Below are 26,603 nucleotides of genomic sequence, written 5' to 3'. Positions count from 1 at the left end.
GCTGCCTCACCTGCAGATCGCCGAGTTCTCGACTTTGCCGCCGGGGTTGCTCGCCCCGAGAATCGCCCCGAGCAGCGGATCGAATCCGGGCAGCATGCTCACCTGCACATCGCAGGGGTAGGCGTCCACATAGGCGCCGTTGTCGGTAACGCGGGCCATTCCCTTCAGCAGGAACGGCAAATTGAAACCCAGCTCGGCGAACTTCTGCTTGTTGTCCATGAAGTGCTGGGCGAATCCCGGTTGCCGATCGACGAACGCATTGATCGAGGGACTGGCACCGCGCACTACTTCCGCGGCGCGGCTCAGCACACCGGAGATCGAATCGACCTGCTCGAACAGCACATCACGCTGCTGGTCCAGCGCATCGAAGATCCTGCGCGTCTGCTGTAGCACCGTCTTCAGGTTGCCGCTCTGCTTGGACATATCACCCAGTACCGCACCAAGATTGTCGATCACCTGCCCCAGCACCTGGTCCGGCCCCGCGAATGCTTGTGCGAGCGAGGCGGTTTCGGCGATCAAGGTGGTGATCGCACCATCGTCACCTTGCAGTGCCCGCACCACCGCCGCACTGATGTTGTCGACCTGTTGCGGATCGAGCACGCTGAACAGTGGCTCGAATCCGTTGAGCAGCTTCGAAATATCGAACGACGGCTCGGTGTGCTCGACCGGGATCTGCCCACCTGGCGGTAACACCTTCGGATCACCGAATTCCCGCAGCGACAGTCCGATATAGCGCTGCCCGATGAGATTCTGATAGGTGACCGACGCTGCCGTGTTGCCGTACAACACCTGGCCGCGCTGGACCTCGAAGGTCACCTTCGCACGGGTGCCCTCGAGTTCGACGGCTTTTACTCGGCCGACCCGTACCCCGGCCATGCGCACGTCGTCGCGCGCATGCAGTCCCGATACGTCGGTGAAGATCGCGGAGTACGTTTCGGTCTGCCCGCTGACGTCACGTGACAGCGTCACGTACATCATCCAGGTCAGCCCGACCGAGACCACCAGGAACAAGATCAGGCCGAGCAACGGTTTGCGGTAGCTCATCGCGGCTCTCCTGTCGGGGCATCCGGTGCCGGGGTGAGCTTCACGTCATTGCCCCTTAGTAAGGGGCCGAACAGGATGTCGGCCGCAGTATTGGGCCCGCCGCCGAGAATCGATGCGATCTGCTGCTGCTCCTGACTGCTACCGATCGGACCCACATTTCCCCCGATAGGAGACGAATAATTCGCCGGTGCTGCAGCCGCATTCGGGCCGATGATGGTGGGCCCGCCGACCGGGGCCGTGCGACAACTCGGCCCCTCGAGGTCGCCGTAGCGCGGGCAATCGGCGCGTGTGTACTGCCGATGCGGCGTCAGCTCGACGATGACCTTGGCAGTGACGTTCTGATCCGCGGTGTCCCACAGCCCCAGGAACGTCCGGGCCAGCCGGGTCTGCGAAGTGGTCATCTGGACGAAATTGCGACTCCCCACCGCGATAGTGCCGACCACCGGGGACAGCTTCGCGGTCATGTCGGTGATCGTCCCCGTGTTGTTCTCCAATGCCGTGCCGATCGTCGCGGAGGTATTCAGGCCGCCCGTCAGCAAGGTCGCGAGCTGGTCTTTGCGCTCTGCCACCGCACGCATCGGACCCACCGCGTTGTGCACCGCGCTCATCAGGTCGGGCGCCGAGTTCCGAAGTCCGGCAAGGGCATCCGACAGCGCGCCGAGTGTCGACGCGGTCCCGTCGGGAGCCATCGCCGCATTGAACGCCTCCGAGATCCTGGTCAGTTCAGCACCGGCCCGAATGGCCTCGGCGCCGCGACCGCTGGTGGCGCGTTCGACGACGGCCAAGACCCCGAGCGCCGGATCCGATTCCGAACGCCCTGCGGCGGCGACGATTCGGCTCAGCGCAGTCAAGGATGTCTGCAGCCGGACCGTATCCAGGCTCTGGTCCTCGGGAATGTGCGCGCCCGCGGCGAGCGGTGCACCGCCGCCCTGGTAGACCAGCTGGACCGACGGCACCGCGAACACGTTGCTCGGCACCACACGTGCGGTCACCGTCGCCGGAATCCCCTGCACATATTCGGGTTTCAGATCGATCCGCACGTAATTCGGGCCGCCGCCGCTCGACGGGGTCACACTGTCGACCTGACCGACCAGAACGCCCTGATACTTCACATCCGATTTCGGCGGCAGGCCGTCACCCACATTAACGAGAACCGCCGTAACCAGCACGGTCTCCCGGAATGCGCCTTGCGATCTGGCGACCATCAGGGCAGCGGCCGCCGCGAGGACCAGTAGAAAGGCAGTCCCGCGCAGAAGCAGCTGCCAGTCGGGCAGGACCTTGCCATCGGATTCGAACGCAATCGACATCTGTTACCCACTGATTCTCGCGCCGGCGTCAAAGCCCCACAGCGTCATCGTCATCAGCAGATTCACGAAGATCATCGCGGTGATGCTCGCGCGCATCGCTCGCCCGGCCGCCACGCCGACCCCTTGCGGGCCGCCCGAGGCGTAGAAACCGAAATAGCACTGAATCGTCGTGGTAATGATGACGAAGACGACAGCCTTCGACAGCGAATAGATAATGTCGGTGCCGCTGAGCACCAGGCGGAAATAGTGTTCGTAGGTACCCGGCGACTGGCCGCCGGACAGACCGACAACGATTTCGACGGCCAGGTAGCTGGACGCGAGGCAGGCCAGGTACAGCGGAATCATGGCCACGATCGAGGCCAGCATTCTCGTCGTGACCAGATACGGTATCGGGCGGATCGCTATCGAATCGAGAGCGTCGACCTCCTCGGCGATGCGCATGGATCCCAGCTGCGCGGTGAAGCGGCAGCCCGCCTGCGCGGCGAAGGCGATCGAGGACATGATCGGCGCCAGTTCGCGGGTCACCGCCGTCGAGGCGATCATCCCGGTAGCCGGTGCCATGCCGAGCAGTTTCAGTGCGCTGAAGCCCTCGATGGCGACGATCGCCCCCGCCGCGGCACCGAGCACGAGAACGACCTGCCCGGTTCCGCCGCCCACGACGATGGAGCCGTTTCCCCACGTCACATTCGACAGAATGCGCAGGAACTCCGTGCGATAGTGCCGCAGCACCACCGGAATACCGCCCAGCACACGGCCGAAGAAGGTGACCATGTACCCCAGCCGCATGACCGGAACCGCCATCGTGTTCCCGGCTACTACGAGCGGCCGGATTCCTGGCGGATAGTAGCGCGACGCCATCAGAGCGTCGTCCTCGGAAAGAGGATGGTGTACAACTCGGTGAATCCCGCATTCACCAGCATGAGCATGATGATGGAGGCGACGACGGCGGCGTTGACGGAGTTCGCGACGCCTCCTGGACCACCCTTGGTGCTCAGGCCTTTTTCACACGCGACAACGGTGACGATGACGGCGAACACCACGGCCTTCACCATCGCCAGGTAGAGGTCGCCGATCCTGGCGAAAGAGGAGAACGTAGCCAGATAGCTTCCCGAGGTGCCGCCCTGGACATACACGTTGAATAGGTATCCGGCCAGAAATCCGACGAAGGAGCTCAGAATCGTCAACCCGAGCGCAACCACGATGCCTGCGGCCAAGCGGGGCACCACCAGCATCCGCAGTGGCGAGACGCCCATGACCTCCATCGCGTCGATCTCTTCGCGGATAGTTCGCGCTCCGAGGTCCGCGCAGATGGCGGATCCGACCGCCGAGGCCAACAGAATGGCCGTAACCATGGGCGCCGCCTGCCGGATCACCGCGAGGCCCCCCGCGGCACCAGCCAGCGAGGTCGCCCCGACCTGACCGGCCAACAGCCCGAACAGGATCGACATCGTCGCGCTGATCGGGATCGCGACGGCGATGGTCGGCACGTAGGAGGTCTTGGCCATGAACACCGCCTGGAGCACGAATTCACGGAACGGGAATTTGCCCGTGACGATGTCGACGAACAGGTACTGGATCGCCCGCACGGCCAGGACAACCTGCCCACCGACGGTCTCCAGGGACGCACCGGGATGACGGCGCAGATATCCGCGTGCCCACAGCTCGATCTCACGGACCGCCGACCGCTCGGCGATCTCGCCCGAAGTCACCGGCGTCTTTGCCCGTGCCATCATGAATGCCTCTATCTCTCTGTGGTGCCGGACTCTTCGGTGATCAGCCGGGTCAAGGTGAGCGAGGCGAGTTTCCAGTCATCGTGGCGTCGTACCCAGCGTTCGTGGTAGTGCCCGTATCCGGTCAGTGCCGTCCCGTTGTTCCATACGATGCGGTCCTGCATGGCCCAGATGACGCGGGCCTCGTCGCCGTCCGCATCGATCAGCGGCGTGTGCACCTGGTGGGCAGTGCGAGCGCCGGTCAGCGCGGTGCGAATCATCGCGACAGCGTTGTCGCGCCCGGTGATGACGGGGACGCCGGTCTTGCTGTGGCTGACGTCCAGTTCGATGTCCGGGGTCATCAGGTCGGTGAGAGCCGCCCAGTCCTGGGTGTCGACAGCCAGGCAATAATGCGCTTTTGCCTGCGTCAGTTGGTGGACGGTGATGAGAATGTCCGGTGTGGGCATTGATGCTTTTCTCTCGGTTTGCGTCGCGAGTCACCCTCAGGTACTGTTATCGAATATTCGATAACTTCTATCAAATTCTCGATGGGTTCGACCGTAAGGCAGAGCGGGAAGGGAGTCAAGATGCGTGGTGCGATATCGGCACCGACCGCGCGTGTCATCGACGTTGTGGAGTTGCTGGCACGTCGCGGCAATGAGCGGCTCCGCTACAGCGACATCGCACGCGAATTGGACCTGACACTGGCCACCACGCATGCGATCTTGAAGACCCTGTGCGATCGCGGATGGGTTACCCGCGACCCGGCGGGGAAGGCCTACGCACTCGGTCCCGGGCTCGCCGTCGTCGCGGCGGCAGTGAATACGCGCCCGTTCGTCGAGGCCGCGCGAGCCGCCGCGGTCGCGCTTACGGCCGAATTCGGTTATGCCGCATCGGTCACCGAGAAGATCGTCGACTCGTTGGTGATCACCGCGTTCGAAGGCGGTGAGCGAGCGTGGCCAGGTGATCGCATTCCCTACGCGCCACCGTTCGGCGCCGTGTTCGCCGCTTGGGACACCGCCGAGGAGCGCCGCGCCTGGATCCAGCGGGCCGCATCCACGAATACGGCGATCGCCGAACGGCTGAACGAGACGCTGGTCCGGATCCGCGACCGCGGATTCGATGTGGACTACACCTCGCCCGCCATCGGGCGAGCCGCGAGCCTCATCGGCACGCTCGACACCGGCACGATCGCGCTCCCATCGAATATCCAAGGGACTCTCGATCAACTGCGCGTGGAATTCACCACGCTCGGATTTCCGGACGTCAACTCCGGTCGGCCCCACCCGGTTTCCGCCATCACCGCGCCGGTCCTCGACTCGCAAGGACACGCGGCGCTGCTGCTCTCGGTCCACCCCCTCGGCGAACTCCCGCCGGAGCAGACCGAAACCATCGGCCAACACCTGATCCGGGTGACGACCGCGATCACCGACGGCGCCCGGTCGCACGCTTGACCGGGTGGCGGTGTCCTCACATGCCGAACAGTTTCCCCTCGGTGAGTGGGTCGAGGTAGAGGCGGGTGAGTTTGGAGCTTTTGATGCGCCAGCGCTCACCGTCGAATGCGTAGGTTTCGTGGTAGTGCCCGAATCCGACGACTCGGATATTGCCGGGAAAGATCAGTAGATCCTGCAGCGCCCACACCCCGGTCGCGGTGGTCGGTGACTGCACCTCGATTTCGGGCATGTGCCCGTGATGGACGGTCCGGGCGGGACCGATGGTGGCCTGGAGATAAGCGATGAAGGCGTCCGCGCCGGTGGTGATGATGCCAGCCGAGCCAGTCGTGTCGATCACGACATCGGGGGTTACCTGCTGTTTGAGCAACTCCCAGTCCTTGGTATCCACGGCCCGGAAATAGCGCGCCTTGACCTGTTTGATCGCGGAGACAGCCGCTACCACGGTCGCGACGTCCGGTGCCGCCGCGGCAACCGGGTCCGCGGACACACGTGTCGCCCTCGCTCCCGCGAGACCGAGGGCGGCGGCCCCGGTTCCGATGAGGAAAGCTCGCCGCGTGTACGTCATGACTGATCTTCTTGCAGGCCAGTCGATTTGATGCTCGTGATCACCCATCGGCCGTCACGAATGCCGTAGGTATCGTGATCGTGGCCGAATGCCAGCAGGCGTTTGCCGTCCGGGCGGACCAGCAGTACCTGCACCGCCCATGTTCCGGTCGCCGCACCTGCGGCGGTGATCGTGATTTCGGGCATGTGTCCGTGATGAACGGTCACCGTTGTGCCGTAATCACGTTGCAGCGCAGCCACATAATTCGACGCACCCGTGACACTGGTACCGCCGAGCGCCGTGGTGTCCACGTCGATGTCATTGGCGAGGACGGACCCGAGTGTCGACCAATCCTTGGTGTCGAAACCGCGGAAATAGCGCGCCTTGAGCGACTCGATCGTATTGATCGCCTGCAATGTATCCGGATCCACCGCTGCCCCACATCTTCCTCGTTGTCGACGATCGCGACCGCAGCACCGTCGTGAAGAATTCCAGCGGCAGAGCATGCGGCAATTTTATCTAATACTCGATAATATTCATCGAATAGTTGGCAGAACCATATGCTCGCGGCGAAAACGCGTCAAGCCGAACTGCATGCTCGCCCGATCCTGAAACAGGGCGCCGATAAGTCACGGAAGCCCACGCCACGACTCCCCTGCCGACGGCTCGTGCTCGACGAGCACCGTGCGGTGGGCTGCGCCCACGCTGGCGCCGGTCAGCACCTACGGTGCTGGACGCCTTCTAGTTAAGCGCGTAACCTACGTCGCGTACGACGACCACGAGACCCTGACCTCGAGACGCAGGGCCCATCTCGAACTAACGGTCGGCGCCGGCCCAAGTCCTGCCGGCGGCGGCACGCGGCCAGATTCTTCCTGTGCTTGCACAGCAAAGGGTTCTCAACAACTGGAGGCACCGGCGCTTCTCCGTGTAGGAGCGGCTCGGCGAAAGGATGCGGAACATTGAGTAGCACGATCGACGTCGATCCTGCGGTCGAAAGCCCTAGCTCGGGGATCATCCCGGTATTCGACCCGTCCACCGAGGAGCTGATCGCGGAGGTCGTCGATTCCGACCAGGCGACCGTCGACGCTGCGGTGGCCCGGGCACGCGAAACATTCGAGTCGGGCGTCTGGCGCAAGCTGCCCGCCGCGCACCGCGCGGAGGTGCTCTTCCGCGCTGCGGACATCATCAGGGCCCGCACCGACGAGCTCGCCGCGATCGAGGCCCGTGACAACGGCATGAACGCGATGGCCGCGCGTCAGATCATCAAGGTGTCGCTCGAGATGCTGGTGTACTACGCAGGCTGGGTCGGCAAGATCCACGGCGAGTCGAGCAATCTCGTGTCCGACGGACTACTCGGCCACTTCGAGAACTACCACACCTTCACTCAGCTCGAGCCGGTCGGCGTCGTCGGCCTCATCATCCCCTGGAACGGGCCGTTCTTCGTCGCGATGCTCAAGGTCGCGCCCGCCCTCGCGGCGGGCTGCAGCGCTGTCCTCAAGCCCGCCGAGGAGACGCCGCTCACCGCGCTGAAGCTGGAGGAGATCTTTCGCGAGGCCGGTCTGCCCGACGGCGTCCTGAATGTCATCACCGGCTACGGCGAGACCACAGGTGCGGCGCTCACTGCGCACCCGGACGTCGACAAGATCGCGTTCACCGGGTCGACGGAGGTCGGACGGTTGATCGTCAAGGCGGCCGCCGGCAACCTCAAGCGCCTGACGCTCGAGCTCGGTGGCAAGTCACCGCTGATCATGTTCGACGACGCCAATCTGGACAAGGCGATCATGGGGGCTGGCATGGGCCTGCTCGCCGGCTCGGGCCAGAACTGCTCCTGCACCTCGCGCATCTACGTTCAGCGCGGCATCTACGAACAGGTCGTGGACGGTCTCGCCGCCTTCGCCAAGATGCTGCCGATGGGCGGAAGCGATGATCCCAACTCGGTCCTCGGGCCGCTGATCAGCGAGAAGCAGCGCCAGCGCGTGGAAGGCATCGTGAACGACGGCGTGGCCGCCGGCGCGCAGGTGGTGACCGGCGGCCAGGTGATGGACCGCCGCGGCTACTTCTATGAGGCGACGATTGTCACCGGCACCACGCCCGACATGCGTCTCATCCGCGAGGAGATTTTCGGGCCGGTCGGCTCGGTGATCCCGTTCGACGACGAGGACGAGGTCATTGCCGCCGCGAACGACACGGAGTACGGGCTCGCCGGCTCCATCTGGACCGAAAACCTCGGCCGCGCACATCGCGTCGTGAACGAGCTACGCGCCGGCCAGATCTGGGTGAACTCCGCACTCGCGGCGGATCCCTCGATGCCGATCTGCGGCCATAAGCAGTCGGGTTGGGGCGGCGAGCGTGGCAAGAAGGGCATCGAGTCCTACTACAACATCAAGTCGGTCTACATCGGCCACTGAGAGCGGTCGCCCCCGGGAGAATCCGGACACCCAACACCCTTTCGGTCGAGGATCTCGGATTGTGATTCGAGGAGTCCGGGTGGGTTGCGGCGATTGCGTGTGGTGGGAACCCTCGGCTTTCCACCTACACCATCAGGCGACCCAGGGCGGGTTGATGACGGTTCCGTCGGGCAGCTGACCGCGGAATCCGACCGGGACCGTCACGACGATTACGGCCGGCTCGGCGGCCGAATTCGTCAGGGCGATCATCGAATTCGCGGGCGCCACTGCGGCGTCACCGGCCACCAGGGCCTCCGCCTGCCCGTCGATTGTGATCGTCACCGCACCCTGGATGACCACGAACGCCTCTTCGCGCAGCACCTTGTGCGGCACGCCTTCGGTGTGGGCCGACACCTGGATCTGCCAGACGCAGAGTTCGGCGCTGCCGGTGCCAGGACGGATGTAAGAGGTGAATCGGGTGCCGTGCATTTCGTGGACCTCGGCGTCGGCGGCACGGGTCACTGGCATGTCTGAACTCCTTCATTTGGTCAAGCAGATTGACTATATAGTCAACCAACTTGCCTATCTGTGTCAAGATGTCAGCCATGTCGAATCCGAAACCCGCTTCGACCCTGCGGCCCGGCCAGGACCTCGCCCTGCTGTTGCTGGCCGCAGGAGCCGCCGCCACGGATGCCATTCATGCAGGAGTGGTCGCGGCCGGGTTCACCGATGTGCGGCCGACGCACGGGTTCGCCTTCGTACGACTGGCGCCGAACGGGGCGACGGTTGGCGAGTTGGCCGAACATCTCGAAGTGACCAAGCAGGCGGCCAGTCAGCTGGTGGACGAACTCGTGCGCAAGGGTTACGTCGAGCGCAACGCACATCCCGACGATGCGCGCGCACGGTTGATCACACTCACCGCGAAGGGGTGGGCCTGCACGCGCGCGGCCGATGCTGCCGCGGCTGAATTCGCCGACCGGTGGGCATCCGTTTTGGGCGATTCCAAGGTGGCCGAATTGCGTAACATTTTGACCCGCGTGGTAGCCCCCGGACGGGTCCGCCCGGCCTCTTGGTGACCAAATCGAGACAAAGTGGCCTGCGTTACCCTGAAATTTCCGTGACCTGCGTCACATCAGGTTTAGCAGCAAACTCCCCGCATAGAGGGGGTTTCAAGGAGCCCGACCAGGGCTTTCCAAGATCGGCAACCCCCGCCATTCACTATTCGTTCATGTTGCGTTAACCGGCCGTGACCAAGCTGAGACCAGGTCAGAAACAGACCTGCAGTTTGGTAACACTGTGGAGCAATCCACACACAGTCGGAAAACGACCGCAACGGCAGATGGGTTTCATCCGCCGCGGTTGCTGGAGATACCAGCGGCACAACAGCCCGTGACCGCATTCTCCTCGCTCGACAGCGGCACCCGCCGGGAACCGACCACGGGTGACTCGCACCGCGTCGTGCGCCAGGGCTCGCCTGGCCTTCACAACAAAACCCGAAAACAGCATACGAACCGATTCAGGCGGGCCTTCCCACCGGGTGCCCCGTCGGAGATCCGCACTGCCTCAACCGGGCCGGATCGCCTCTCTGGACACGACAAGGAACTGATTTCGAAATGCTCGACAAACGCCTCCCTTCTTTCCGCCGCCTTTCACTGCGTGACGGTGTCACCCTGGCAGTGGCCGCGGCCGGTGTCATCGCCGTCGGCACCTCCTCCGTAGTCGCGCTGGCCGACGACAGCGTTCCGTCGCGCATTGCCATGGTCTCCGAGCAGCAGCCGGCCCCCGTGGCCGCGCCGGTCGACGCGGCCGCTCCGGCTCCCGCGGTCACGCCGGTCGACGCCCCGATCCTCCCGGGTCTGCCCGCGCTGCCCGAGCTGCCGCAGATTCCGGGGCTGCCCCTGCCGCCGCCCCCGGCCCCGGTCTACGAGGACAACCTCGACGGCTGGATCCACCACGCCCTCGACATCATGGCAGGACAGGGCATCCCGGGTAGCTACAACGGCATCTACCGCAACGTCATGCGCGAATCGGGCGGCAACCCGCAGGCCATCAACCTCTGGGACTCCAACGCCGCCAAGGGCATTCCGTCCAAGGGCCTGCTCCAGGTGATCGACCCGACCTTCAACGCCTACCACGTCGAGGGTACCGCCTGGGACATCTGGGACCCGGTCGCCAACATCACTGCCGCCTGCAACTACGCGGCCCACCGTTACGGCTCGATGGATAACGTCAACTCGGCGTACTGATCCGCGACTGCTGAACAATGCCTCCCCGCCCGACGGCGGGGAGGCATTGTCGTAGGGTCGACCAGGACCGACCACCACCGATGCGGATTCCGCCATGACCGATTACGCCCACTCCGACCACGCGTCGAAGAGCCGCGCCGAGAAGGCGCGCCGCCTCGCCACCTATATCTGGGATCGCGGCATCACCGGAACGGAACTGCTGGATATGCCGGCGGCGGTCCGCCGGAAGCTGGCGCGTGCGGCCGAGACGAATCCGCCGAGCACCGACGAGACCTGGACGACCGTGGCGAAGCTGCTCGAGGAGAAGGACACCTGGGCCGCCCGGAATCCGAATCATCCTGCGGCACAGCGCAGTAGTAGCGACGAGAAGCTGCTGTGGGTGAAGCCGCCGATCGCACCGTGGTGATTCAGTAACCGAGTTCGGACTCGCTCTCGGCCTCGACGACCACCTTGTCGGCCAGCGATCGCAGCGCACGCGCCTCGGCGGGTGTCATCGGATCGACGAACATCCGACGCACCAATTCGACATGGTTCGGGGCCGCCTTCTCGAGCACCTTGCGTCCCTCGGGTGTGAGTTCGACCAGAATCCCCCTGGCGTCGTCCTCAGCTGGGCGACGGTCGACGAGTCCGCGAGCGGCCATGCGCGCCAAGTGTTTCGAGAGCCTGCTCTTCTCCCAGCAGACCTCGGCGGCCAATTCCTTGGCGCGCAGACAGCCGCCGGGCGCGGCCGACAGCGGCACCAGGAGTTCGTAGTCGGCGGTGGACAGTCCGTCCCGGGCCAGCCCGGCCGATAGCGTCGCATCCAGGCGCTGGCGCAGCCGGATGAAGGCCTGCCAGGTCTGCTGCTCGTCATCGTTCAACCAACGCACCACGGGAATGATCCTAGCCAATGTTTGGTTGACATGGACACCAACTATTCAGGAGGTGCCCATGCCAGCCATCACCGTCCCCGACATCGTGGTGCTGCCGCGCCTGCCCCGACCCACGGATTCGACGCGGGAACGGCAGGTGAGCAGTATCAGCACCGCACATCAGCAGCGCGAAGGCGCCGGCTTCGAGGTGCGCAGGCCGTTCCCGAGCATGGATCTGCGCTCGGCAGATCCGTTCATCCTGCTCGACCAGATGGGTCCGGTCGCCTATGAGCCCTACGAAGCCAAGGGCGCGCCGTGGCATCCGCATCGCGGCTTCGAGACCGTCACCTACGTCATGGACGGCACCATGGTGCATCACGATTCCAATGGCGGCGGTGGCGTCATCAGCGAGGGCGATACCCAGTGGATGACGGCCGGTTCCGGCATCCTGCACGATGAACTGCCCGCCGAGGAATTGGTCATCGCGGGCGGCTGGTTCCACGGCATCCAACTGTGGGTCAATCTGCCGCGCGCGCAGAAGATGGCCACACCGCGCTACCAGGATCTGCGCGGCAGTGAATTGACGCTGGTCAGTTCGCACGACGGTGGGGCACTGGTGCGCATTATCGCGGGCGAGATGGGCGGCTTCGCGGGGCCGGGTTCGACCTATACCCCGATCGCCTACGCCCACGCCTCCATCACCCCGGGCGGCCAGCTGGAAACCCCATGGCCGCAACGGTTTACCGCGATGGCGTACGTACTTTCCGGCAGCGGAACAGTGGGCGCCGAGCGCCGGCCGATCAGCGAAGGTCAACTCGCGGTATTCGGTCCCGGCGACTCGATCACCGTCGCTGCGGATGCCCTGCAACACAACCGAACCGGCGACCTGGAGGTACTGCTGCTCGGCGGCCTGCCGATCAAAGAGCCTGTGGTGCAATACGGTCCGTTCGTCACGAACACCCGCGCCGAAATCATCCAGGCAATGGAGGATTACCAGGCCGGACGCATGGGCAATATCCCGGCCGAACATCTGGTAGGCAGGCGTTTGGGCGAATAACGGAAGTAGGGGCGTTGTCCCCTAATGCCCCTAATTGTTTTGCTGCGCAGTTGACAAGTACGCGGCCCGTCACAACAGTGGATGCGGCGTCTCCCCCTGGACGCTACTCCACCGCAGCACACAAACAGAGGAATATATGAACGTTCGCCGGCTCACCGTCAGCGTTGCCGCGGCAGCACTCGCCTTTCTAGCGGCGCCCGCAGCCCTGGCCGACGTCCCCACCGGTTCCGCAGGAACGGGCTCATCCGCCATCGATACCGGATCGGCCGCGACCGGTTCGGCAGGCATGTCCCAGACCGGCTCGGCCGGTGGCGCATTCGCCAACTGCGACGAGGCCCGCGCGGCCGGTCGGGCACCGCTTTTCCGCGGGGAACCGGGCTACGGCCCGCATTTGGATCCAGACGGCGACGGCTTCGCCTGCCCGACGGTCTGATAGCCCTGAAACGCAGAACACCCGGTGTGCTCAGCCACACCGGGTGTTCTGCGTTTTCGGCTCAGCGGAAAATCTTGACAAGCACCAACCCGACAACCACCACGGCCGTGCCGATCAGGCTGTACTTCACCTTCGGCTGGTTCAGCTTCGCCAGCACCATATGCTTGGTGTCATCGGCAATGCGCTGTGGATCGGCCCGTACGGCGATTTCGTCGAGCGTGCTCGCGAGCCGTGTCCGTGCGGTCTCGATCTCCCGCTCGATCCGCTCGGTATCCCTAGCCACGTATATCCTCCTGTGTTCAATTTGCGGTGCTCGCGGGGTCTCTCCGTGGTTACGCAGGCTGCCGCCTGGCGAGCCCGTCGCTCACACCGCGTGTTCAAATGTGCCGCGAACCGAGCTCGCCGACGAGTCTAGCCAGCCAGGCTGCGTGGGTGCGGCCGCGTTGTCGGGACGTTCGATTACCGTGCAAGAGGTGACCGACAACCAACGCCTCTCCCCCGGCGATCCCGCCCCCGATTTCACCCTGCCCGACGCCGATGGCAAGGACGTTTCGCTGTCCGACTACCGCGGCCGCAAGGTGATCGTCTACTTCTACCCCGCCGCGAGCACCCCCGGCTGCACCAAACAGGCCTGCGATTTCCGCGACAACCTCGCCGACCTCGGGGGTGCGGGCATCGATGTCATCGGAATCTCGCCCGATAAGCCCACCAAATTGGCCAAGTTTCGCGACAACGAAAAGCTCACCTTCCCACTGCTCTCGGATCCGGACAAATCCGTCCTTACCGCATGGGGTGCGTTCGGGGAGAAGACCATGTACGGCAAGACAGTCACCGGCGTTATCCGCTCCACATTCCTGGTCGACGAAAAAGGCGAAATCGAAGTGGCGCAGTACAACGTCCGTGCCACCGGCCATGTAGCCAAACTCCGTCGCGACCTGTCGGTGTAGACCTACTTGTCGAACGAGCGCAGGAACCGTTTGTAGCTGTCGAGCAACTGATCAGGACCGAACCGCAGATCGGCTTGCGCCCAACGGGTTTCGTCCATGTCGAAGGTGCATTGAACGAAAGGTCCGGAGCCACTGGGGCACCGGACCTCTCGAGAGCTTTCACCTAGATGGGCTGCAACTGCTGGGCCGCCCATTGCATGAGCATGCGGACGTGGTTGTCCCACCAGCGGTAGAACTCGGGGGTGAAGGCCGCCGGCGGCGGAGCCTCACCCGGGAAGAGCATGGCGTCGTTCGGAGCACCGACTTTGACAGTCGGCCCCGGGGTTCCGGTGCCTGGAAGCTGCTGAGGCGATCCGGCCGCCTCGTTTCCGTGTTCGTGTGCGTCCGGAGAGACCAATACGGGTGGCTGAACGCCCCAGTGTTCGTTGTACTGCGGAAGGTTGTCCAGATCGAAGGCAGCCACCGTCGAGTCGGCGGTGTTTCCGGCGGCCGCGGGTTGGCGGGCCTCCGGACGATCGAACGGGTTGATATTCGGCTGCACCGAGGAGCCCGCGGTAGAGCCGCTCGGCGATCCGGTATCACCGTCGACCACGCGGGCATCCGCGGTGACCCGAGCGTCAGCGACGACTGTGCCCGTACGCGTTGTCACGTACAAGCCGCCCGCGACCAGCCCGCCCACCAGCACACTGGCCGCGGCGAACAGCGCAGGGTAAGCGCGCGTACTGCGCACCGGCTCGACCGGCTCGCTCACACCCACAGCATCGCCCATCGCGAACAGCGCGGCACCGACCGCCGAGGCGGAGGTCGCGATCTTGCACGGCAGCACCGGCGCACCGAAGCCGTCCATCGCCGCGGCAACCAACGGTCCATCCGCGGCCGAACCGATCGGCACCACCGCATCCGGCCGGACCATCGCCGCCTCGAACTGATCCCAGGCATCCGATACCGCGACGTCGAGCGTTTCGGCGGTCGCACTGCCGGACTGGCTCGTCGCGGCCAGCACCCGGCTGCGCTTGCGGTCGATCAGTGTGAACGCCTGATGCCCCGGGACGACCTCGCAGATGAGTAGATCGTCGAATTCATCGAGCCAGGTCATGACCCCGGCCACACTCAGATGCGCCGACTTGGCCGATACCAGCGAGGCAGTATGCCACGGGCCGGACGCCAATCTGGTGACGATGGCGCGCCGCTCGACGGCATCGCGGTAGGCGACTGCCGCGCCCACGATCTCCCGCTCCGACTCCAACTCTGCGGCTAGGGTGTCCAGCGCCGTCTGGACCGCGACCGCCAGGTCCGCCTTCGAATCGCCACGAGTTTTTACCACCCGCTGAAGCAGCACCCGCTCGGATAGCTTCTCGCCGCCGTCGGCGAGGGCTACCGCGTGAACGGCGCCGCGTTCGGTGGAAACGCCTAGTGTTACCACGGATCGAGCTCCCACTGATCACGCCTTCCCAGTGCAATTGCAGAGCTCACGAGCTTGCCGAAACCCCTGAGCCCCTTGGATTCCCCGGCACGAAACGTGCGTTGAGATGCACGCACGCTCGGTTATGTGTTCGGCGCCATCTCAGGCTTGGATGGGTGATGAAATGTGACAGTCCTTAACACGCAGATACGGTGCGCGTGTCGCACGCGTGTCTATACCGCTAGCCTTGATACGTGGATGTACGCACGGAGGCCAGGTCGAAGCAGCGACGTCTGGATCCTGCGTTGGACCTGCAGGACGACCCGCAGGAGCTCATGCCGCGGCGCAGGCCGACTCAGGAGCGCAGTAAACGCAAGTTCGATGCCCTCTTGCAGGCATCCCGGGAATTGCTCGTCGAGGTCGGGTTCGAATCGTTCACCTGTGAAGAGGTGGCCGCGCGGGCCGAAGTGCCGATCGGCACGCTGTATCAGTTCTTCGCCAATAAATACGTCATCGTCTGCGAGCTGAATCGCCAAGACCTGGTTGCGGTTTCGCAGGAACTCGCCGACTTCCACGGTGAAATCCCGTCATTGGACTGGTTGCGGCATATGAACCAGTTCGTCGACCATCTGGCGAATCTGTGGATGACCGACCCGTCCCGGCGCGAAGTATGGCTGGCCATGCAGTCGACCCCGTCCACCCGAGCCACCGGCGCGATCCACGAAAAGGAATTCGCCGAGGTCGTCTCGCAAATGCTGCGCCCGTTGACCCCGCGCACGCCCCGCGCACGCCGCACCATGATGGCCGAAGTCCTGGTGCACGTCGTCTACTCGATGCTGAACTTCTCCGTCCAAGACGACCAGAGCAACACCGAAGCAGTCTCCGAACTCAAACGGCTGATGGTGGCATACCTCATGGTCGCCGAAAAGGAATCCCGAACCGGCGGCCAGCGCTGATCTTTGGCAGTCCGCGTTCGAGCCGAGCACCCCGGGGTGCTCGGCTCGAACATCGGTCGGCTACTGCGCTTCGCGACCTTCGATCAGGTCGGCGAGTTCACCCGGATCCTCCAGGACGACCATGGCGGCTGCGGTGTCGCCGTCGTGCGTCAGCGACAGGTGAACCCTTGCGCGGGGCAGGAATTCGGCGGCAAGGCCGTGCAGTTTGATGCTCGGGCGGCCCCAGGCGTCGTTGACCACCTCGATGAGGGGGTACGGATTATCGCCGATCTGCGGGCGGCGCGCGAAACGCGAAGACGCCCATGCCTTCAACACCGCCTCTTTGGCCGCCCAGCGCGCCGCGTAACTGCGTGCCGGGTCGGTGCCCTTGCTCTGGCAGTAGCGCCGCTCACCGGCGGTGAAACTCTCCCGGAGCATGGTGGTTCCGGACCTTTGCAACTGTTCGGCGAACTCGGAGATGGTCACCAAGTCCAAGCCGATACCCAGGATGGTCAATGCGTCGCCGCTCCTCAGCCTTCGAGCCCAAATGAAAAACTCAGAGTGCGGCCGCCGTAGCGACCGCACTCTGCACGGTAATGGCCGAAGCCGCTATGCCATAGAGCCACCGGCATCGAGCTGACCGAGAATCACTGCGCCGGTGCCGCAACCCGCGCCGTCGGCCCGGTAGGTGCCGTTACCGGACAGTCGTGCCTCCGGCGAGAGCAGCACGTCGGCCTCCAGCTGCCGCTTCTGCTCCGACGGCGTGCCATCGGCACCGAGACGCCGATCCGCGGGCCGCTCGTAGAGCGGTGCGCCGCCGCACATGGCCTCGGTGAACCGCTGCCGTCCGGCGAGCTGACGCTCCTGCGCCCGGCGCTGGTACTCCTCGCGCCGTCCCGGCTCGATCGCCTGGATGAACGCCTCCGGATGCACCACCGCGAGCAGACCCGATACGTGGCCGAAGCCGAGCGAGGTCAGCAGACCGGCCTTGAGCGGGAAGCGCTCACCGAAGCGCAGCGGTTCGCGTGCCCAGACCAGATGCGGGTAGGCCTGCATCTTGTCGTCGACGCAGTCCAGGCTCCGATTCGGCGGCACCACAGCGTTTTCCAGCACCTGGCACAGGCCGATGAGCTGGAAGGCGGCCGCGCCGCCCTTGGCGTGTCCGGTCAGGCTCTTCTGCGAAACCACGAACAGCGGTGCGCCTTCGGAACGTCCGATGGCCGTGGCCAACCGCTCGTGCAGTTCGGACTCGTTCGGATCGTTGGCCGCGGTCGAGGTGTCGTGCTTGGAGATGACCGCGATATCGTCCGGCGCCACACCGAGTTTGCGCAGTTCGGCGGCGAACTTGGATTCGCGACCGCCACGCCCGGCACCGAGTGCGCCCAGGCCGGGCGCCGGGATAGAGGTGTGCACACCATCGGCGAAGGACTGTGCGAAGGCGACCACACCGAGCACCGGCAGGCCCATTTCCACCGCCACGTCACCGCGCGCCAGCAGGACGGTGCCACCACCCTGCGATTCCACGAAGCCGCCGCGACGGCGGTCGTTGGCCCGGGAGAAGTACCGGTCGCTGATGCCCTTGGCGCTCATGGCCGCCGAGTCCGCGGTCGCCGACATATCACCGAAGCCGACGATGCCCTCGATACCGAGATCGTCGAAGCCACCGGCGACCACCAATTCGGCCTTGCCCAAACGGATCTTGTCGACGCCCTCCTCGACCGACACCGCGGCCGTCGCGCAGGCCGCCACCGGATGCACCATCGCACCGTAGCTGCCGACGTAGGACTGCACCACATGCGCGAGCGCGACGTTGGGCAGTGCCTCCTGCAGGATGTCGTTCGGGCGCGACTCACCGAGCAGGTTGTCGATGTAGAGCGAGCGCATCGAGGACATGCCGCCCATACCGGTGCCCTGGGTGTTGGCGACCAGGCTCGGGTGCACCCAGCTCATCAGCTCGGCCGGGCTGAACCCGGAGCTGATGAACGCATCGACGGTGCAGACGATATTCCACAGCGCCACCCGGTCCACCGAGGCCGCCATATCGGCGGAGATGCCCCAGATGGTGGGATCCCAGCCGGTCGGGATCTGACCGCCGACAGTGCGCGACAGCTTGGCCTTGCGCGGCACCCGGATCTCGGTGCCCGCCTTGCGGATCACCTGCCAGTCACCGGAGTCGGCGACCGGGGTGATCACCGTGTGCTCCGGATCCGCGGCGTAGAAGGCGCGCGCCTCGGCCTCGCCGCCGACCGTGAAGGTCAGATCCTGGTCCAGGAAGACCGAGGTCATCAGCGGTGCGGCATTGTCGATCATGGCGCCGTCGTCGGCGTAGCGGCGCACACCGCAGCGCGCGACGACCGCATCGTGGTACTTCTCGGCGACCTCGTGTTCAGGGACGTAGTCACCGGATTCGGTGTCGTACCAGCCGGGCTTGGGATCGTTCTCCCAAGCGACCAGACCGGTGGTCCAGGCGAGTTCGAGCACGCCGGCGGCGGAGAGCTCGTCGGAGACCTCCATCTCGAACCGGGTGCGCGCCGAACCGTACGGGCCGAGCTCGCCGGCGCCGACGATGACGACCATATCGGCGAGATCGGCGGTCACCGAACCCCATTCGGGCACCGGCAGCGCCGAGCTCACGGTCGGCGGTGCTGGCAGCGCCGAAATCGTCGCCGCCGCAACGGTTTCCTCGTTCTCGGCCGGTGCGTCCTCCTGGGCCTGCTTGGCCAGCGCGGGCAGATCGAGCTTGACCCTGGCAAGTCCTCCGGTGAGATCGATCTGCTGCGGTCCGGTTGCGGTCACCTGACGGGCCCGCGAGGTGCACCACTTGAGCAGCTCATCGGCCATCTCGGTGGTGGACCAGGTGTGCACACCGGCCTTTTCGACCGCGGTCACCATCGGATCGTTGTGGCCCATCAGCCCGGTGCCGCGCACCCAGCCGATCAGGGCGTGTACCAGGGTGACCCGGCTCGACCACGACTTCTCCGCGCGCCACTTGGCGACCACCGCGTCGAGTGCGGCCTTCGACTCACCGTAGGCGCCGTCGCCGCCGAACATGCCGCGGTTGGGCGAACCCGGAAGCACCACATGCAGTTTCGCGTCGACATCGTGATCGGCGCCGATCTTGGACAGCCCACCGATCAGCCGCTCGACCGACCAGAGCAGCACCCGCATCTCCATTTCGGCACGGGCACCGGCGTCGGCGAGATCACCGGCGACCCGCGGCGCCGCGAACGGCAGCAGCAGGGTCGGTGTCATCGCGTCCTTGATCTTGACCTTCGCACCACCAGCATTGTCGACCTGCTCGCTGCCGACCCAGTCGATCAACGCGTCGACGTCCTGGTAGGAAGCCATATTCGCGGGCACGACCCAGAGCGCGGCGCCGTGGCGCGCGTTCTCCCGGTAGAGCTTGCGGTAGAAGCCCAGCCGCGCGTCGTTGAGGCTAGAGGTGGTGACCACGACCGTGGCGCCGCCGCCGAGCAGTCGACCGGCGGCCGCGGCCGCGATGGAACCCTTACTGGCACCGGTGATCACGGCGATATCCGAGGACCACAGGCCGGACTCTTCGGTGTTCAGCGCCGCCTCGGCGATGCGCTCGTACAGTCCGGCCAGCACCGAGCGGGCCTCGTGCTTGGCCTTCTCACGCCACCAGTTCGCCTGTGCCGCAACGGCTTCACCGGCACCGGAGAAACCCTCTACCGACTCCGCACCGGAACCGATGTCATCGAGCAGCCAGAGCTTGGCCAGATCCTCGCGCGCGGTCGCCCAGCGGTCGTCGATCAGCACGGCCTTGCGGGCATCGAAGGCGGGCGCGACCAAACGCGGCCAGTCCGAACCCAATTCGGCCGAGACCAGATCCACCAGGGTGTCGTCGCTGGCCTCCGGCGCGGAGACCTGCTCGGCCAGGCCGAGCTGTTCGAGCACCACGCGCGCGGCCGTGGCGAGCACGCCGTCACGACCGGTGATCTGCTCGGTGAACTCACCCAGCGCCGCGGCGTCCACAGTGGCGCCGCCACCGCCGCCCGCGCTCGGCAGCGATACCGCGACACCGCGACGGGCCGCGACGGCCTGCACGGCGGCGTCGATGGCGGCATCGACCGACGCGGCGTCGCTGACACTCGCGACCAGTCCGCCGAGATCGCCACCACGCACGCTGACACCCTCGCGGGTACCGAGCGAAACCTCGGCGGTGACATGGTGGGCCCAGCCGTCGCCCAGCTCCCAGACCTTCTTGACGCGCTCGGCGATCGCGGCGGGCCGCTTACCGGACGGACCGAACACCTTGCGCAGGTGATCGCCGATGGCATCCGACAGCACCGAACCAAAAGGCTTGTAAGTGCGCGCAAGTCGCTCGACCGTGGCCGAGAGCGCACCCATATCGGCATCGGCGGCACCGTCGATCGCACCGAGCGACAGCTCAGAGCCGAGGTCGACGAGCAGCTGATTGCGCCGCGACGAAACACCGTCGCAGAGACCCTCGATGGTGTCGACCGGGCCGATCTGATCCAGCCGCAGCTTGGTCCACAGCGCGATGAGTACGCGGGTGGCGTCGGCGGCGGTGAACGCGATGTCATCCGGACGCGGACCACCCGAGCTCGCGACGGGTGCGGCCACCAGGGCCGCCGCGGCCGGCGCTGCGGCCGAAGCGGTCTCGACCGGGTCGTCAGCGGGCTCGTCGACCGGCGCGGGATCGGTATCGGTCGAGTACACGATCGCGGCCTCGCGCTCGATATTCAGCACCTCGACGGTGACCGTGCCGAAGGCGGGCAGCTTCAGCGTCTGGCTGGCCAGGTTCGCCACGGTCGGCGTTGCGCCCAAACCGATTTCGACGAAACGCTGCACCCCGAGACCGCCGTGGTCGGCATCGGTGAACAGCAGATCCTGGGTCTCGATCCAGCGCACCGGGCTGGCGAACTGCCAGGCCAGCAGCTCGATAAGCACCACGCGGCACAGTTCGGTCGGGCGTGCGGCCCAGTTGTCGAAGTCGGCGAGCATGGCGGCCAGTGGCTCCGAGGGCACCAGATCGGCGATCTCCTGGATGAATGCGCGCTCCAGCGAGAACGGCTTGGGCACCAGGTTCGGAATGTAGCGGCCGAGCAGGATTTCCGGATGCAGATCCGCGGGCAGCAGCTGCTCGAGCTTCTGCCGGAACTCCGGCACACCCTCGCGCAGCACGGTGGAGTGGAACGGCACATCGATGCCGGGAACCAGGATGAACGCCCGCTTACCGCCGAATTCGGCACGGCGGCGGTCGATTTCGGTCTCCAACGCCTCGAGGCCCTTGACCGTGCCCGCGATCGCGTACTGCGAACCGCGCAGGTTCAGGTTGACGACCTCGAGGAATTCCCCGACGCTCTCGCCCACACCCTTGACGAAGTCGATGACCTCATCATCGGGCAGCCCGATCTGCGACGGCCGGATGGCGGCCATCCGATAGTCGCTGCGGCCCTGCGCATCCCGGGGCACCAGCTCGTGCATGGCGGAGCCGCGCTGGAAGACGACCTCCAGCACCGCCTCCAGCGGCAGCACACCGGCAACGGCCGCGAGCGCGTTGTATTCACCGACCGAATGTCCGGCCAGCATGGCGCCCTCGACGTAGGCACCGGCCTCACGCAGCTCGGCGACCTGAGCCACACCGAGCACCGCCATCGCGACCTGGGTGAACTGGGTCAGGTGCAGCACGCCGTCCGGGTGCCGGTGTTCGACACCACGCGCCTTGAGGTAGGTCGGGTTGTCCCGCACCACGGCCAGGATCGAAAAGCCCAGTGCCGCACGGGTGTGCTTATCGGCGCGCTCCCAGATCTCCTTGGCGGCCTTGGAGCGGGCGCGGGCGTCCAGGCCCATGCCCTTGCGCTGAATGCCCTGGCCCGGGAAGGCGTAGACGGTCTTCGGGGCGGCGGTGCGACCGGTCGCGGTCATCACCAGATCGCCGTCGGCGCGGCAGGAGACCTCGACGATCTCGCTGCCCCTGTCGACCGCGATTCGCTCGACGCGCACGTCGATCTCCGCGCCCGGGCGGACCATACCGAGGAAGCGAGTGGTCCAGGCGGTCAAAGTCCGTGCCGGAGTGGAGCTTTCGGGATCCACCGCGGACACCACGTGCTGCGCGGCGGCCGAAAGCCACATGCCGTGCACGATCGGGCTGCCGAGTCCGGCCAGTTTGGCGGCGGAATCGCTGGTGTGGATGGGGTTGTAGTCACCGGAGACCGCGGCGAAGGCACGCATGGTGCGCGGCGCCAGGATGGTGACGTCACGGCGGCGGCGACGCGGGGTGTCGGTGGCCGCATCGGAGACCACACCGGCCGCGCGCGGCGGATCGGTCAACTCGCCCGCGCCATTGCGGCCGCGGATGGCGAAGCGTTCGGTCAGCGTCGCCAGCGGCACCACATCGAGGCCCTGATCCCGCATCTCACCGACGGACACCCGCACCTCGACGACGCGTCCCAGATCGGTGTCGACAACGTCACCCGATTCGGCGCGGACAACAAGGATGCTGGTGTCGTGCGGCAGGTCGCGCTCGAGTGCGATCTGGTGATCGAGGTGGACCAGATCCAGCATGCCCTCGATGACACTGTCGCCGTCGGCGCTGCGCGCGGCGCCGAGCACTGCGAAGACGGCGGGCCAGCACGCACCGACGAGCACATCGGGCGCGCTGCGCCCGAGCGTGCTCAGTGCGCCGGGCAGGCCCGAACCGGTGACACCCGCGTGGTCGGCGATGAGGTCCGGGGTCCAGGCCACATTGAGGTGTGCGACCTTGCCCTTCACCTCCGGCAGCGCCTGGCCGGCGGCGACCGCGAGCAGTGCGGACATGGCGGTGTCGGCATCGGTTTCGGTGATCACCGGCGCGCCGCCGTTGTAGAGGGAGGTCGGCACGGTGATGCGCAGGCGGATGCGCACGGCGTCACCGCCGAACAGCGGCACCGTGAGCTCGACATAGGCGTGATCGGCATCCGGGCCGGTGGTTTCGGTGACCGTCGCACCGGTCGGCGGATGTACCGCCCCTTTGTCATCGACGGTCCATTCGGCGACGTCGCCGAGGCGGTGGATCGGGTTGACCGTGGTGCGGCCGGACCATTCGACATCCGGCGCGGCCAACACCGCGTCGATCGGTCCCTCGGTGACACCAGCGGAGCGGCGCGCGTGCACCACGACCGGCGACACACCGGCACGAACCAGCGCATACGCCGTGTCCTGCTCGAAACGATCGAGCAATTCGCCGACCGGCTCGTCGACGCGGGTAATACCGGCGACCGCGACCGTGCCCGGAATGACGCAGACCTGATCGGCCGAGTAACGCGGATCATGAGCCTGCCACAGCGAATCCGAACGCCACCAGCGGCGCACATCGCCGTCGACCACCGGCACGAAGTTCACCGGCTTACCCGGGGTCTTGCACAGACTGACGAAGAACGGCACATCCGCCGGGTGCAGCAGGGTCTGCTCGGCGGCCGGGTACTGCTGCTTCAGCGTGCACAGCGCGTCGACCGGGTTCTCGAAGACCTCGTCGGATTCGAACAACGTCGGGATCTCACCGCGGTCGGCCGGGTGCAGCCGGGATTCGGTGCGGCGCATCATCTCCGCGAACCGGTCCCGCCAGGTGATATCGAGCCAGACCGAACGGGTGGCGTCCAGGATGGCGTCGCCGAGGTCGCTGCCGCAGTCGAAGTCCTTGCGGCGGTCCAGGCCGACGGCCAGCTCGACGTAGCGTTCCAGCCACCCGAGGTAGGTCATGGTCGTGACATCGCCGAAATACGGCTTGGCGGTGGCATTCAGCGCGGCGATGATCTCGTCGCGGCGCTCGGCGACCGCATCGGCGTCACCGGCGACCTCGTCGAGCAGGCGGCCGGTGCGCGAGGCCGCATTGTCGATCTCGTGGATATCGGCACCCAATTGGCTACGGCCGGAAGCCATTCCGCCGGTCGCGGTGCCCGCGCCGACCCAGTCCGGGGTGCCGGGGGTATCGACGAGCAGCTGCTTGACCTCAGGTGCGGTGGTGGCCTCGAGCGTCGCCATGGCGGCGGTGCCGACCAGCACGCCATCGAGCGGCATCACCGGATAGCCGTACGGCACAGCCCATTCGCCGGTCAGGTATTCGGTGGCGCGCTCAGGGGTACCGATGCCGCCGCCGACGCAGACCACCACATTCTCGCGGTTGCGCAGCTCGGCGTAGGTCTCCAGCAGCAGGTCGTCCAGGTCCTCCCAGGAGTGGTGTCCACCGGCCCGGCCGCCCTCGATGTGCATGATCACCGGGTAGTCCGGCACCTCGTCGGCGATGCGCAACACCGCGCGGATCTGAGCGACGGTGCCCGGCTTGAACGCCACATGTGTAATGCCGACCTCGGTCAGTTCGGCGATGAGCGCGACGGCTTCTTCCAGCTCCGGAATGCCCGCCGTGACGACGACACCGTCGAACGGCGCACCCGCCGCACGGGCCTTCTGCACCAGGCGCTTGCCGCCGAGCTGCAGTTTCCACAGGTACGGGTCGAGGAACAGCGAGTTGAATTGCACCGCGCGGCCCGGATGCAGCAGCGTCTTCAGCTCGGCAACCCGGTCGGCGAAGATCTGCTCGGTGACCTGACCGCCACCGGCCAGCTCCGCCCAGTGGCCCGCATTCGCGGCCGCCGCAACGATTTTCGCGTCCACCGTGGTCGGGGTCATGCCCGCCAACAGGATCGGCGAGCGACCGGTCAGCTTGGTGAACGAGGTCTCGACCACGATGCGTCCGCTCGGCAGGCGCACCGGGCGCGGAGCGAAGGCCGACCACGGCTGAGCCACCTCGGGTGCGGCGCCAGGAGTCAGCAGGCTGCGCTGGCCCGCGCGGGTCGCGGCCGCGACGATGCCGACGCCGGTACCCTTCAGCGAACCGCTGGTGAGTCGACTCAGCAGGTCTCCGGGGCCCAGATCGAGAATCCACTGCGCACCGGCGGCGACGACGCCGTCTACCTCCTCGACCCAGTCGATCGGGTCGACGAGGATCTCCTTGGCCAGCGAACCCGCGAGTTCCGCATCCAGACCACACTGGGAAGCCCAGCCGCTCACGATGTCGACCGTGTCGGCGAGCGCGGGGTGATGGAAGGCGACATCGACGGCCAGATCCTCGAAGACCGGTGCGAAGACCGCGCCACCGCGCGTCTTCGCATCGCGCTCGCGGGTCTGCTCGTCATGGATCTGGGAGCAACGCTGACGCACCCGCTCCAGCTGGGTCGGCGTGCCGGAAAGGACCACGCGACGACGACCGTTGCGAATCGAAACCACCGCGGCCGCGGCGGGATCCACGCCCGCGGACACCTCGGCCACCACCGTGCGCAGATGTTCGGGATCGACATTCGACACCGCGACCATCGACGAACGCTCGCCCACCGGCATCAGACCGCGCCGCCGCGCAACCAAACCCGCTGCGGCACCGATCATTTGGGCGATGGCGAGCAGTTCGGCGTCGCGCTGTCCACCGGCCTGTACCGAGGTTGCGGCGAGGCGCCCCTGCGAGTGCCCGACAACCGCGACCGGCGCGTGCTCGTTGGCATCCAGCCCCTGCAGCCGCAGCGCGCGCACGGCGGCCACCTGCGTCAGGAATACGCCCGGCATCGAAACCACGGCCGACCGGAGCACCTGCTCCGAAGGCGCACCGGAAACCTCGGCCTCATCACCCTCGGCGAGCTCGTTCTCGAGCATCCAGCCGATCGGGTCGAAACCGACCGGTCGTACGACAAGTAGTTGTGCCGCAACAGGTTCCAGCAGTGTCGCCGCTTCGTTGACCAATGCGGTCAGTTCGGGCTCCAGTGCGGCGTCGCGCCCGATCTCCTCCAACTCACCGAGCCAACGCGCACCTTGCCCACCGAAGGCCAGCGCGTAGGGCGTTCCGCCCAGCAGTCGATCCAGCAGCGGGGACCGCGAACCCTCCTGCTGTGGCGCCCCAACCACTTTCGGGCTCTGTCCGGTTCCGGCCGCAGTGCTCTCATTGATCGTCAAGACGCTTCGACTTCCTTCTCCTGGCGACATGCCGTTCAAGACACGCCGCTCCCTCCGGTGCGCAGGTGTTCCTCACCAATGAGCCCTGATGACTGCAAGGATTCCAGAAAATCATGAGGAAATCCTCACGTTTGTGTCGCGACGCGCGTCTTACCGTCGAGTATTTCCGTACCGACGTACCAGAATGCCCAGAAACATGACTCTCCCTCATGTTCAAACCCGCTGGTCCACCCGGTTACTAACGCGTACGAAACATGAGCACTCCTCATGTTGAGCGTTATCGAATCGTTATAATACCAGGTGGGGTTACTGGCGAGTACGACA

22 protein-coding genes are annotated in these 26,603 nt (G+C 65.9%); 9 read left to right on the top strand and 13 right to left on the bottom strand.

Annotated features, from left to right (window positions below):
- Positions 1–6: 6 nt before the first annotated feature.
- The 5 genes from AB0J47_RS00255 to AB0J47_RS00235 are packed head-to-tail and all read right to left on the bottom strand — an operon-like array spanning position 7 to position 4,527.
- Positions 7–1,044, bottom strand: coding sequence for an MCE family protein (locus AB0J47_RS00255; RefSeq protein ID WP_364338762.1), 1,038 nt, complete (start codon positions 1,042–1,044; stop codon positions 7–9).
- A complete protein-coding gene (locus AB0J47_RS00250) occupies positions 1,041–2,351 on the bottom strand; it encodes an MCE family protein (protein WP_364338759.1) in 1,311 nt (436 codons plus the stop codon). The genes AB0J47_RS00255 and AB0J47_RS00250 overlap by 4 nt, the downstream gene beginning before the upstream one ends.
- Positions 2,352–2,354: 3 nt before the next feature.
- Positions 2,355–3,209 (bottom strand): ABC transporter permease, encoded by an 855-nt coding sequence (locus AB0J47_RS00245; protein WP_364338757.1) that lies wholly within the window; start codon positions 3,207–3,209, stop codon positions 2,355–2,357.
- Positions 3,209–4,081, bottom strand: a complete 873-nt coding sequence (locus tag AB0J47_RS00240) for an ABC transporter permease (RefSeq protein ID WP_364339745.1) — start codon at positions 4,079–4,081, stop codon at positions 3,209–3,211. Before AB0J47_RS00240 ends, AB0J47_RS00245 begins: the two co-directional genes overlap by 1 nt.
- An 11-nt stretch (positions 4,082–4,092) precedes the next feature.
- Positions 4,093–4,527: a nuclear transport factor 2 family protein gene (locus AB0J47_RS00235; RefSeq protein WP_364338755.1), complete on the bottom strand. Its 435-nt coding sequence runs from the start codon at positions 4,525–4,527 to the stop codon at positions 4,093–4,095.
- Between the two features lie 120 nt (positions 4,528–4,647).
- On the opposite strand from AB0J47_RS00235, the gene AB0J47_RS00230 reads away from it, so the two are divergent.
- A complete protein-coding gene (locus AB0J47_RS00230) occupies positions 4,648–5,514 on the top strand; it encodes a helix-turn-helix domain-containing protein (RefSeq protein ID WP_364338753.1) in 867 nt (288 codons plus the stop codon).
- Between the two features lie 16 nt (positions 5,515–5,530).
- Here the strand turns inward: AB0J47_RS00230 and AB0J47_RS00225 are convergent, their stop codons facing one another.
- Together AB0J47_RS00225 and AB0J47_RS00220 are read right to left on the bottom strand one after the other, a co-directional pair.
- Entirely contained in the window at positions 5,531–6,079 is a 549-nt protein-coding gene (locus AB0J47_RS00225) for a nuclear transport factor 2 family protein (RefSeq protein WP_364338751.1), read from the bottom strand.
- The gene (locus AB0J47_RS00220; RefSeq protein WP_364338749.1) at positions 6,076–6,489 is read right to left on the bottom strand and encodes a nuclear transport factor 2 family protein; all 414 of its coding nucleotides are present in this window, start codon (positions 6,487–6,489) and stop codon (positions 6,076–6,078) included. Before AB0J47_RS00220 ends, AB0J47_RS00225 begins: the two co-directional genes overlap by 4 nt.
- Before the next feature lie 528 nt (positions 6,490–7,017).
- On the opposite strand from AB0J47_RS00220, the gene AB0J47_RS00215 reads away from it, so the two are divergent.
- Complete coding sequence (locus tag AB0J47_RS00215; RefSeq protein ID WP_364339742.1) at positions 7,018–8,466, top strand: aldehyde dehydrogenase family protein; 1,449 nt, start codon at positions 7,018–7,020, stop codon at positions 8,464–8,466.
- Between the two features lie 132 nt (positions 8,467–8,598).
- On the opposite strand, the gene AB0J47_RS00210 is transcribed toward AB0J47_RS00215, so the two are convergent.
- Positions 8,599–8,973 (bottom strand): cupin domain-containing protein, encoded by a 375-nt coding sequence (locus AB0J47_RS00210; RefSeq protein WP_364338747.1) that lies wholly within the window; start codon positions 8,971–8,973, stop codon positions 8,599–8,601.
- A gap of 77 nt (positions 8,974–9,050) precedes the next feature.
- On the opposite strand from AB0J47_RS00210, the gene AB0J47_RS00205 reads away from it, so the two are divergent.
- The 3 genes from AB0J47_RS00205 to AB0J47_RS00195 all read left to right on the top strand — a co-directional run bounded on the left by AB0J47_RS00205 (position 9,051) and on the right by AB0J47_RS00195 (position 11,097).
- The gene (locus tag AB0J47_RS00205) at positions 9,051–9,521 is read left to right on the top strand and encodes a MarR family winged helix-turn-helix transcriptional regulator (protein ID WP_364338745.1); all 471 of its coding nucleotides are present in this window, start codon (positions 9,051–9,053) and stop codon (positions 9,519–9,521) included.
- Positions 9,522–10,058: 537 nt separating this feature from the next.
- Positions 10,059–10,691: a transglycosylase SLT domain-containing protein gene (locus AB0J47_RS00200; protein WP_364338743.1), complete on the top strand. Its 633-nt coding sequence runs from the start codon at positions 10,059–10,061 to the stop codon at positions 10,689–10,691.
- A gap of 94 nt (positions 10,692–10,785) precedes the next feature.
- Positions 10,786–11,097, top strand: coding sequence for a hypothetical protein (locus tag AB0J47_RS00195; protein ID WP_364338741.1), 312 nt, complete (start codon positions 10,786–10,788; stop codon positions 11,095–11,097).
- 1 nt (position 11,098) lies between these two features.
- On the opposite strand, the gene AB0J47_RS00190 is transcribed toward AB0J47_RS00195, so the two are convergent.
- Entirely contained in the window at positions 11,099–11,563 is a 465-nt protein-coding gene (locus AB0J47_RS00190) for a MarR family transcriptional regulator (protein WP_364338739.1), read from the bottom strand.
- A 58-nt stretch (positions 11,564–11,621) separates the two neighbouring features.
- On the opposite strand from AB0J47_RS00190, the gene AB0J47_RS00185 reads away from it, so the two are divergent.
- Both AB0J47_RS00185 and AB0J47_RS00180 read left to right on the top strand, forming a co-directional pair.
- Positions 11,622–12,599 carry a pirin family protein gene (locus tag AB0J47_RS00185; protein ID WP_364338737.1) on the top strand — a complete coding sequence of 326 codons (978 nt, stop codon included), beginning with the start codon at positions 11,622–11,624 and terminating at the stop codon, positions 12,597–12,599.
- A 136-nt stretch (positions 12,600–12,735) separates the two neighbouring features.
- Positions 12,736–13,032: an excalibur calcium-binding domain-containing protein gene (locus AB0J47_RS00180; protein ID WP_062993065.1), complete on the top strand. Its 297-nt coding sequence runs from the start codon at positions 12,736–12,738 to the stop codon at positions 13,030–13,032.
- 61 nt (positions 13,033–13,093) lie between these two features.
- Here AB0J47_RS00180 and AB0J47_RS00175 read toward each other — a convergent pair whose 3' ends face one another.
- Positions 13,094–13,315, bottom strand: coding sequence for a DUF3618 domain-containing protein (locus AB0J47_RS00175; RefSeq protein ID WP_364338734.1), 222 nt, complete (start codon positions 13,313–13,315; stop codon positions 13,094–13,096).
- Positions 13,316–13,505: 190 nt separating this feature from the next.
- On the opposite strand from AB0J47_RS00175, the gene bcp reads away from it, so the two are divergent.
- Positions 13,506–13,979: a thioredoxin-dependent thiol peroxidase gene (gene bcp / locus AB0J47_RS00170; protein ID WP_364338733.1), complete on the top strand. Its 474-nt coding sequence runs from the start codon at positions 13,506–13,508 to the stop codon at positions 13,977–13,979.
- A gap of 163 nt (positions 13,980–14,142) precedes the next feature.
- On the opposite strand, the gene AB0J47_RS00165 is transcribed toward bcp, so the two are convergent.
- Positions 14,143–15,402, bottom strand: coding sequence for a hypothetical protein (locus tag AB0J47_RS00165; RefSeq protein ID WP_364338731.1), 1,260 nt, complete (start codon positions 15,400–15,402; stop codon positions 14,143–14,145).
- Between the two features lie 314 nt (positions 15,403–15,716).
- Between AB0J47_RS00165 and AB0J47_RS00160 the strand changes: the two genes are divergently transcribed.
- The gene (locus AB0J47_RS00160; RefSeq protein ID WP_245721387.1) at positions 15,717–16,337 is read left to right on the top strand and encodes a TetR/AcrR family transcriptional regulator; all 621 of its coding nucleotides are present in this window, start codon (positions 15,717–15,719) and stop codon (positions 16,335–16,337) included.
- A 60-nt stretch (positions 16,338–16,397) separates the two neighbouring features.
- Here AB0J47_RS00160 and AB0J47_RS00155 read toward each other — a convergent pair whose 3' ends face one another.
- Together AB0J47_RS00155 and AB0J47_RS00150 are read right to left on the bottom strand one after the other, a co-directional pair.
- Positions 16,398–16,832: a holo-ACP synthase gene (locus AB0J47_RS00155; protein WP_040687506.1), complete on the bottom strand. Its 435-nt coding sequence runs from the start codon at positions 16,830–16,832 to the stop codon at positions 16,398–16,400.
- Between the two features lie 93 nt (positions 16,833–16,925).
- A complete protein-coding gene (locus tag AB0J47_RS00150; RefSeq protein ID WP_364338728.1) occupies positions 16,926–26,279 on the bottom strand; it encodes a fatty acid synthase subunit beta domain-containing protein in 9,354 nt (3,117 codons plus the stop codon).
- Positions 26,280–26,603: the final 324 nt, after the last annotated feature.

The sequence above is a fragment of the Nocardia sp. NPDC049737 genome, from assembly GCF_040674755.1.
In the GTDB taxonomy this organism is placed as follows: domain Bacteria; phylum Actinomycetota; class Actinomycetes; order Mycobacteriales; family Mycobacteriaceae; genus Nocardia.
The sequence above is the reverse complement of the archived record's forward strand: the minus strand, read 5'-3'. Positions and strand labels throughout refer to the sequence as shown.

Excerpts from the sequence above, each read along its gene's own strand:
- AB0J47_RS00255 (WP_364338762.1), bottom strand. The coding sequence starts at position 1,044 with ATGAGCTACCGCAAACCGTTGCTCGGCCTGATCTTGTTCCTGGTGGTC.
- AB0J47_RS00250 (WP_364338759.1), bottom strand. The coding sequence starts at position 2,351 with ATGTCGATTGCGTTCGAATCCGATGGCAAGGTCCTGCCCGACTGGCAG.
- AB0J47_RS00245 (WP_364338757.1), bottom strand. The coding sequence starts at position 3,209 with ATGGCGTCGCGCTACTATCCGCCAGGAATCCGGCCGCTCGTAGTAGCC.
- AB0J47_RS00240 (WP_364339745.1), bottom strand. The coding sequence starts at position 4,081 with ATGGCACGGGCAAAGACGCCGGTGACTTCGGGCGAGATCGCCGAGCGG.
- AB0J47_RS00235 (WP_364338755.1), bottom strand. The coding sequence starts at position 4,527 with ATGCCCACACCGGACATTCTCATCACCGTCCACCAACTGACGCAGGCA.
- AB0J47_RS00230 (WP_364338753.1), top strand. The coding sequence starts at position 4,648 with ATGCGTGGTGCGATATCGGCACCGACCGCGCGTGTCATCGACGTTGTG.
- AB0J47_RS00225 (WP_364338751.1), bottom strand. The coding sequence starts at position 6,079 with ATGACGTACACGCGGCGAGCTTTCCTCATCGGAACCGGGGCCGCCGCC.
- AB0J47_RS00210 (WP_364338747.1), bottom strand. The coding sequence starts at position 8,973 with ATGCCAGTGACCCGTGCCGCCGACGCCGAGGTCCACGAAATGCACGGC.
- AB0J47_RS00205 (WP_364338745.1), top strand. The coding sequence starts at position 9,051 with ATGTCGAATCCGAAACCCGCTTCGACCCTGCGGCCCGGCCAGGACCTC.
- AB0J47_RS00200 (WP_364338743.1), top strand. The coding sequence starts at position 10,059 with ATGCTCGACAAACGCCTCCCTTCTTTCCGCCGCCTTTCACTGCGTGAC.
- AB0J47_RS00195 (WP_364338741.1), top strand. The coding sequence starts at position 10,786 with ATGACCGATTACGCCCACTCCGACCACGCGTCGAAGAGCCGCGCCGAG.
- AB0J47_RS00185 (WP_364338737.1), top strand. The coding sequence starts at position 11,622 with ATGCCAGCCATCACCGTCCCCGACATCGTGGTGCTGCCGCGCCTGCCC.
- AB0J47_RS00180 (WP_062993065.1), top strand. The coding sequence starts at position 12,736 with ATGAACGTTCGCCGGCTCACCGTCAGCGTTGCCGCGGCAGCACTCGCC.
- AB0J47_RS00160 (WP_245721387.1), top strand. The coding sequence starts at position 15,717 with ATGCCGCGGCGCAGGCCGACTCAGGAGCGCAGTAAACGCAAGTTCGAT.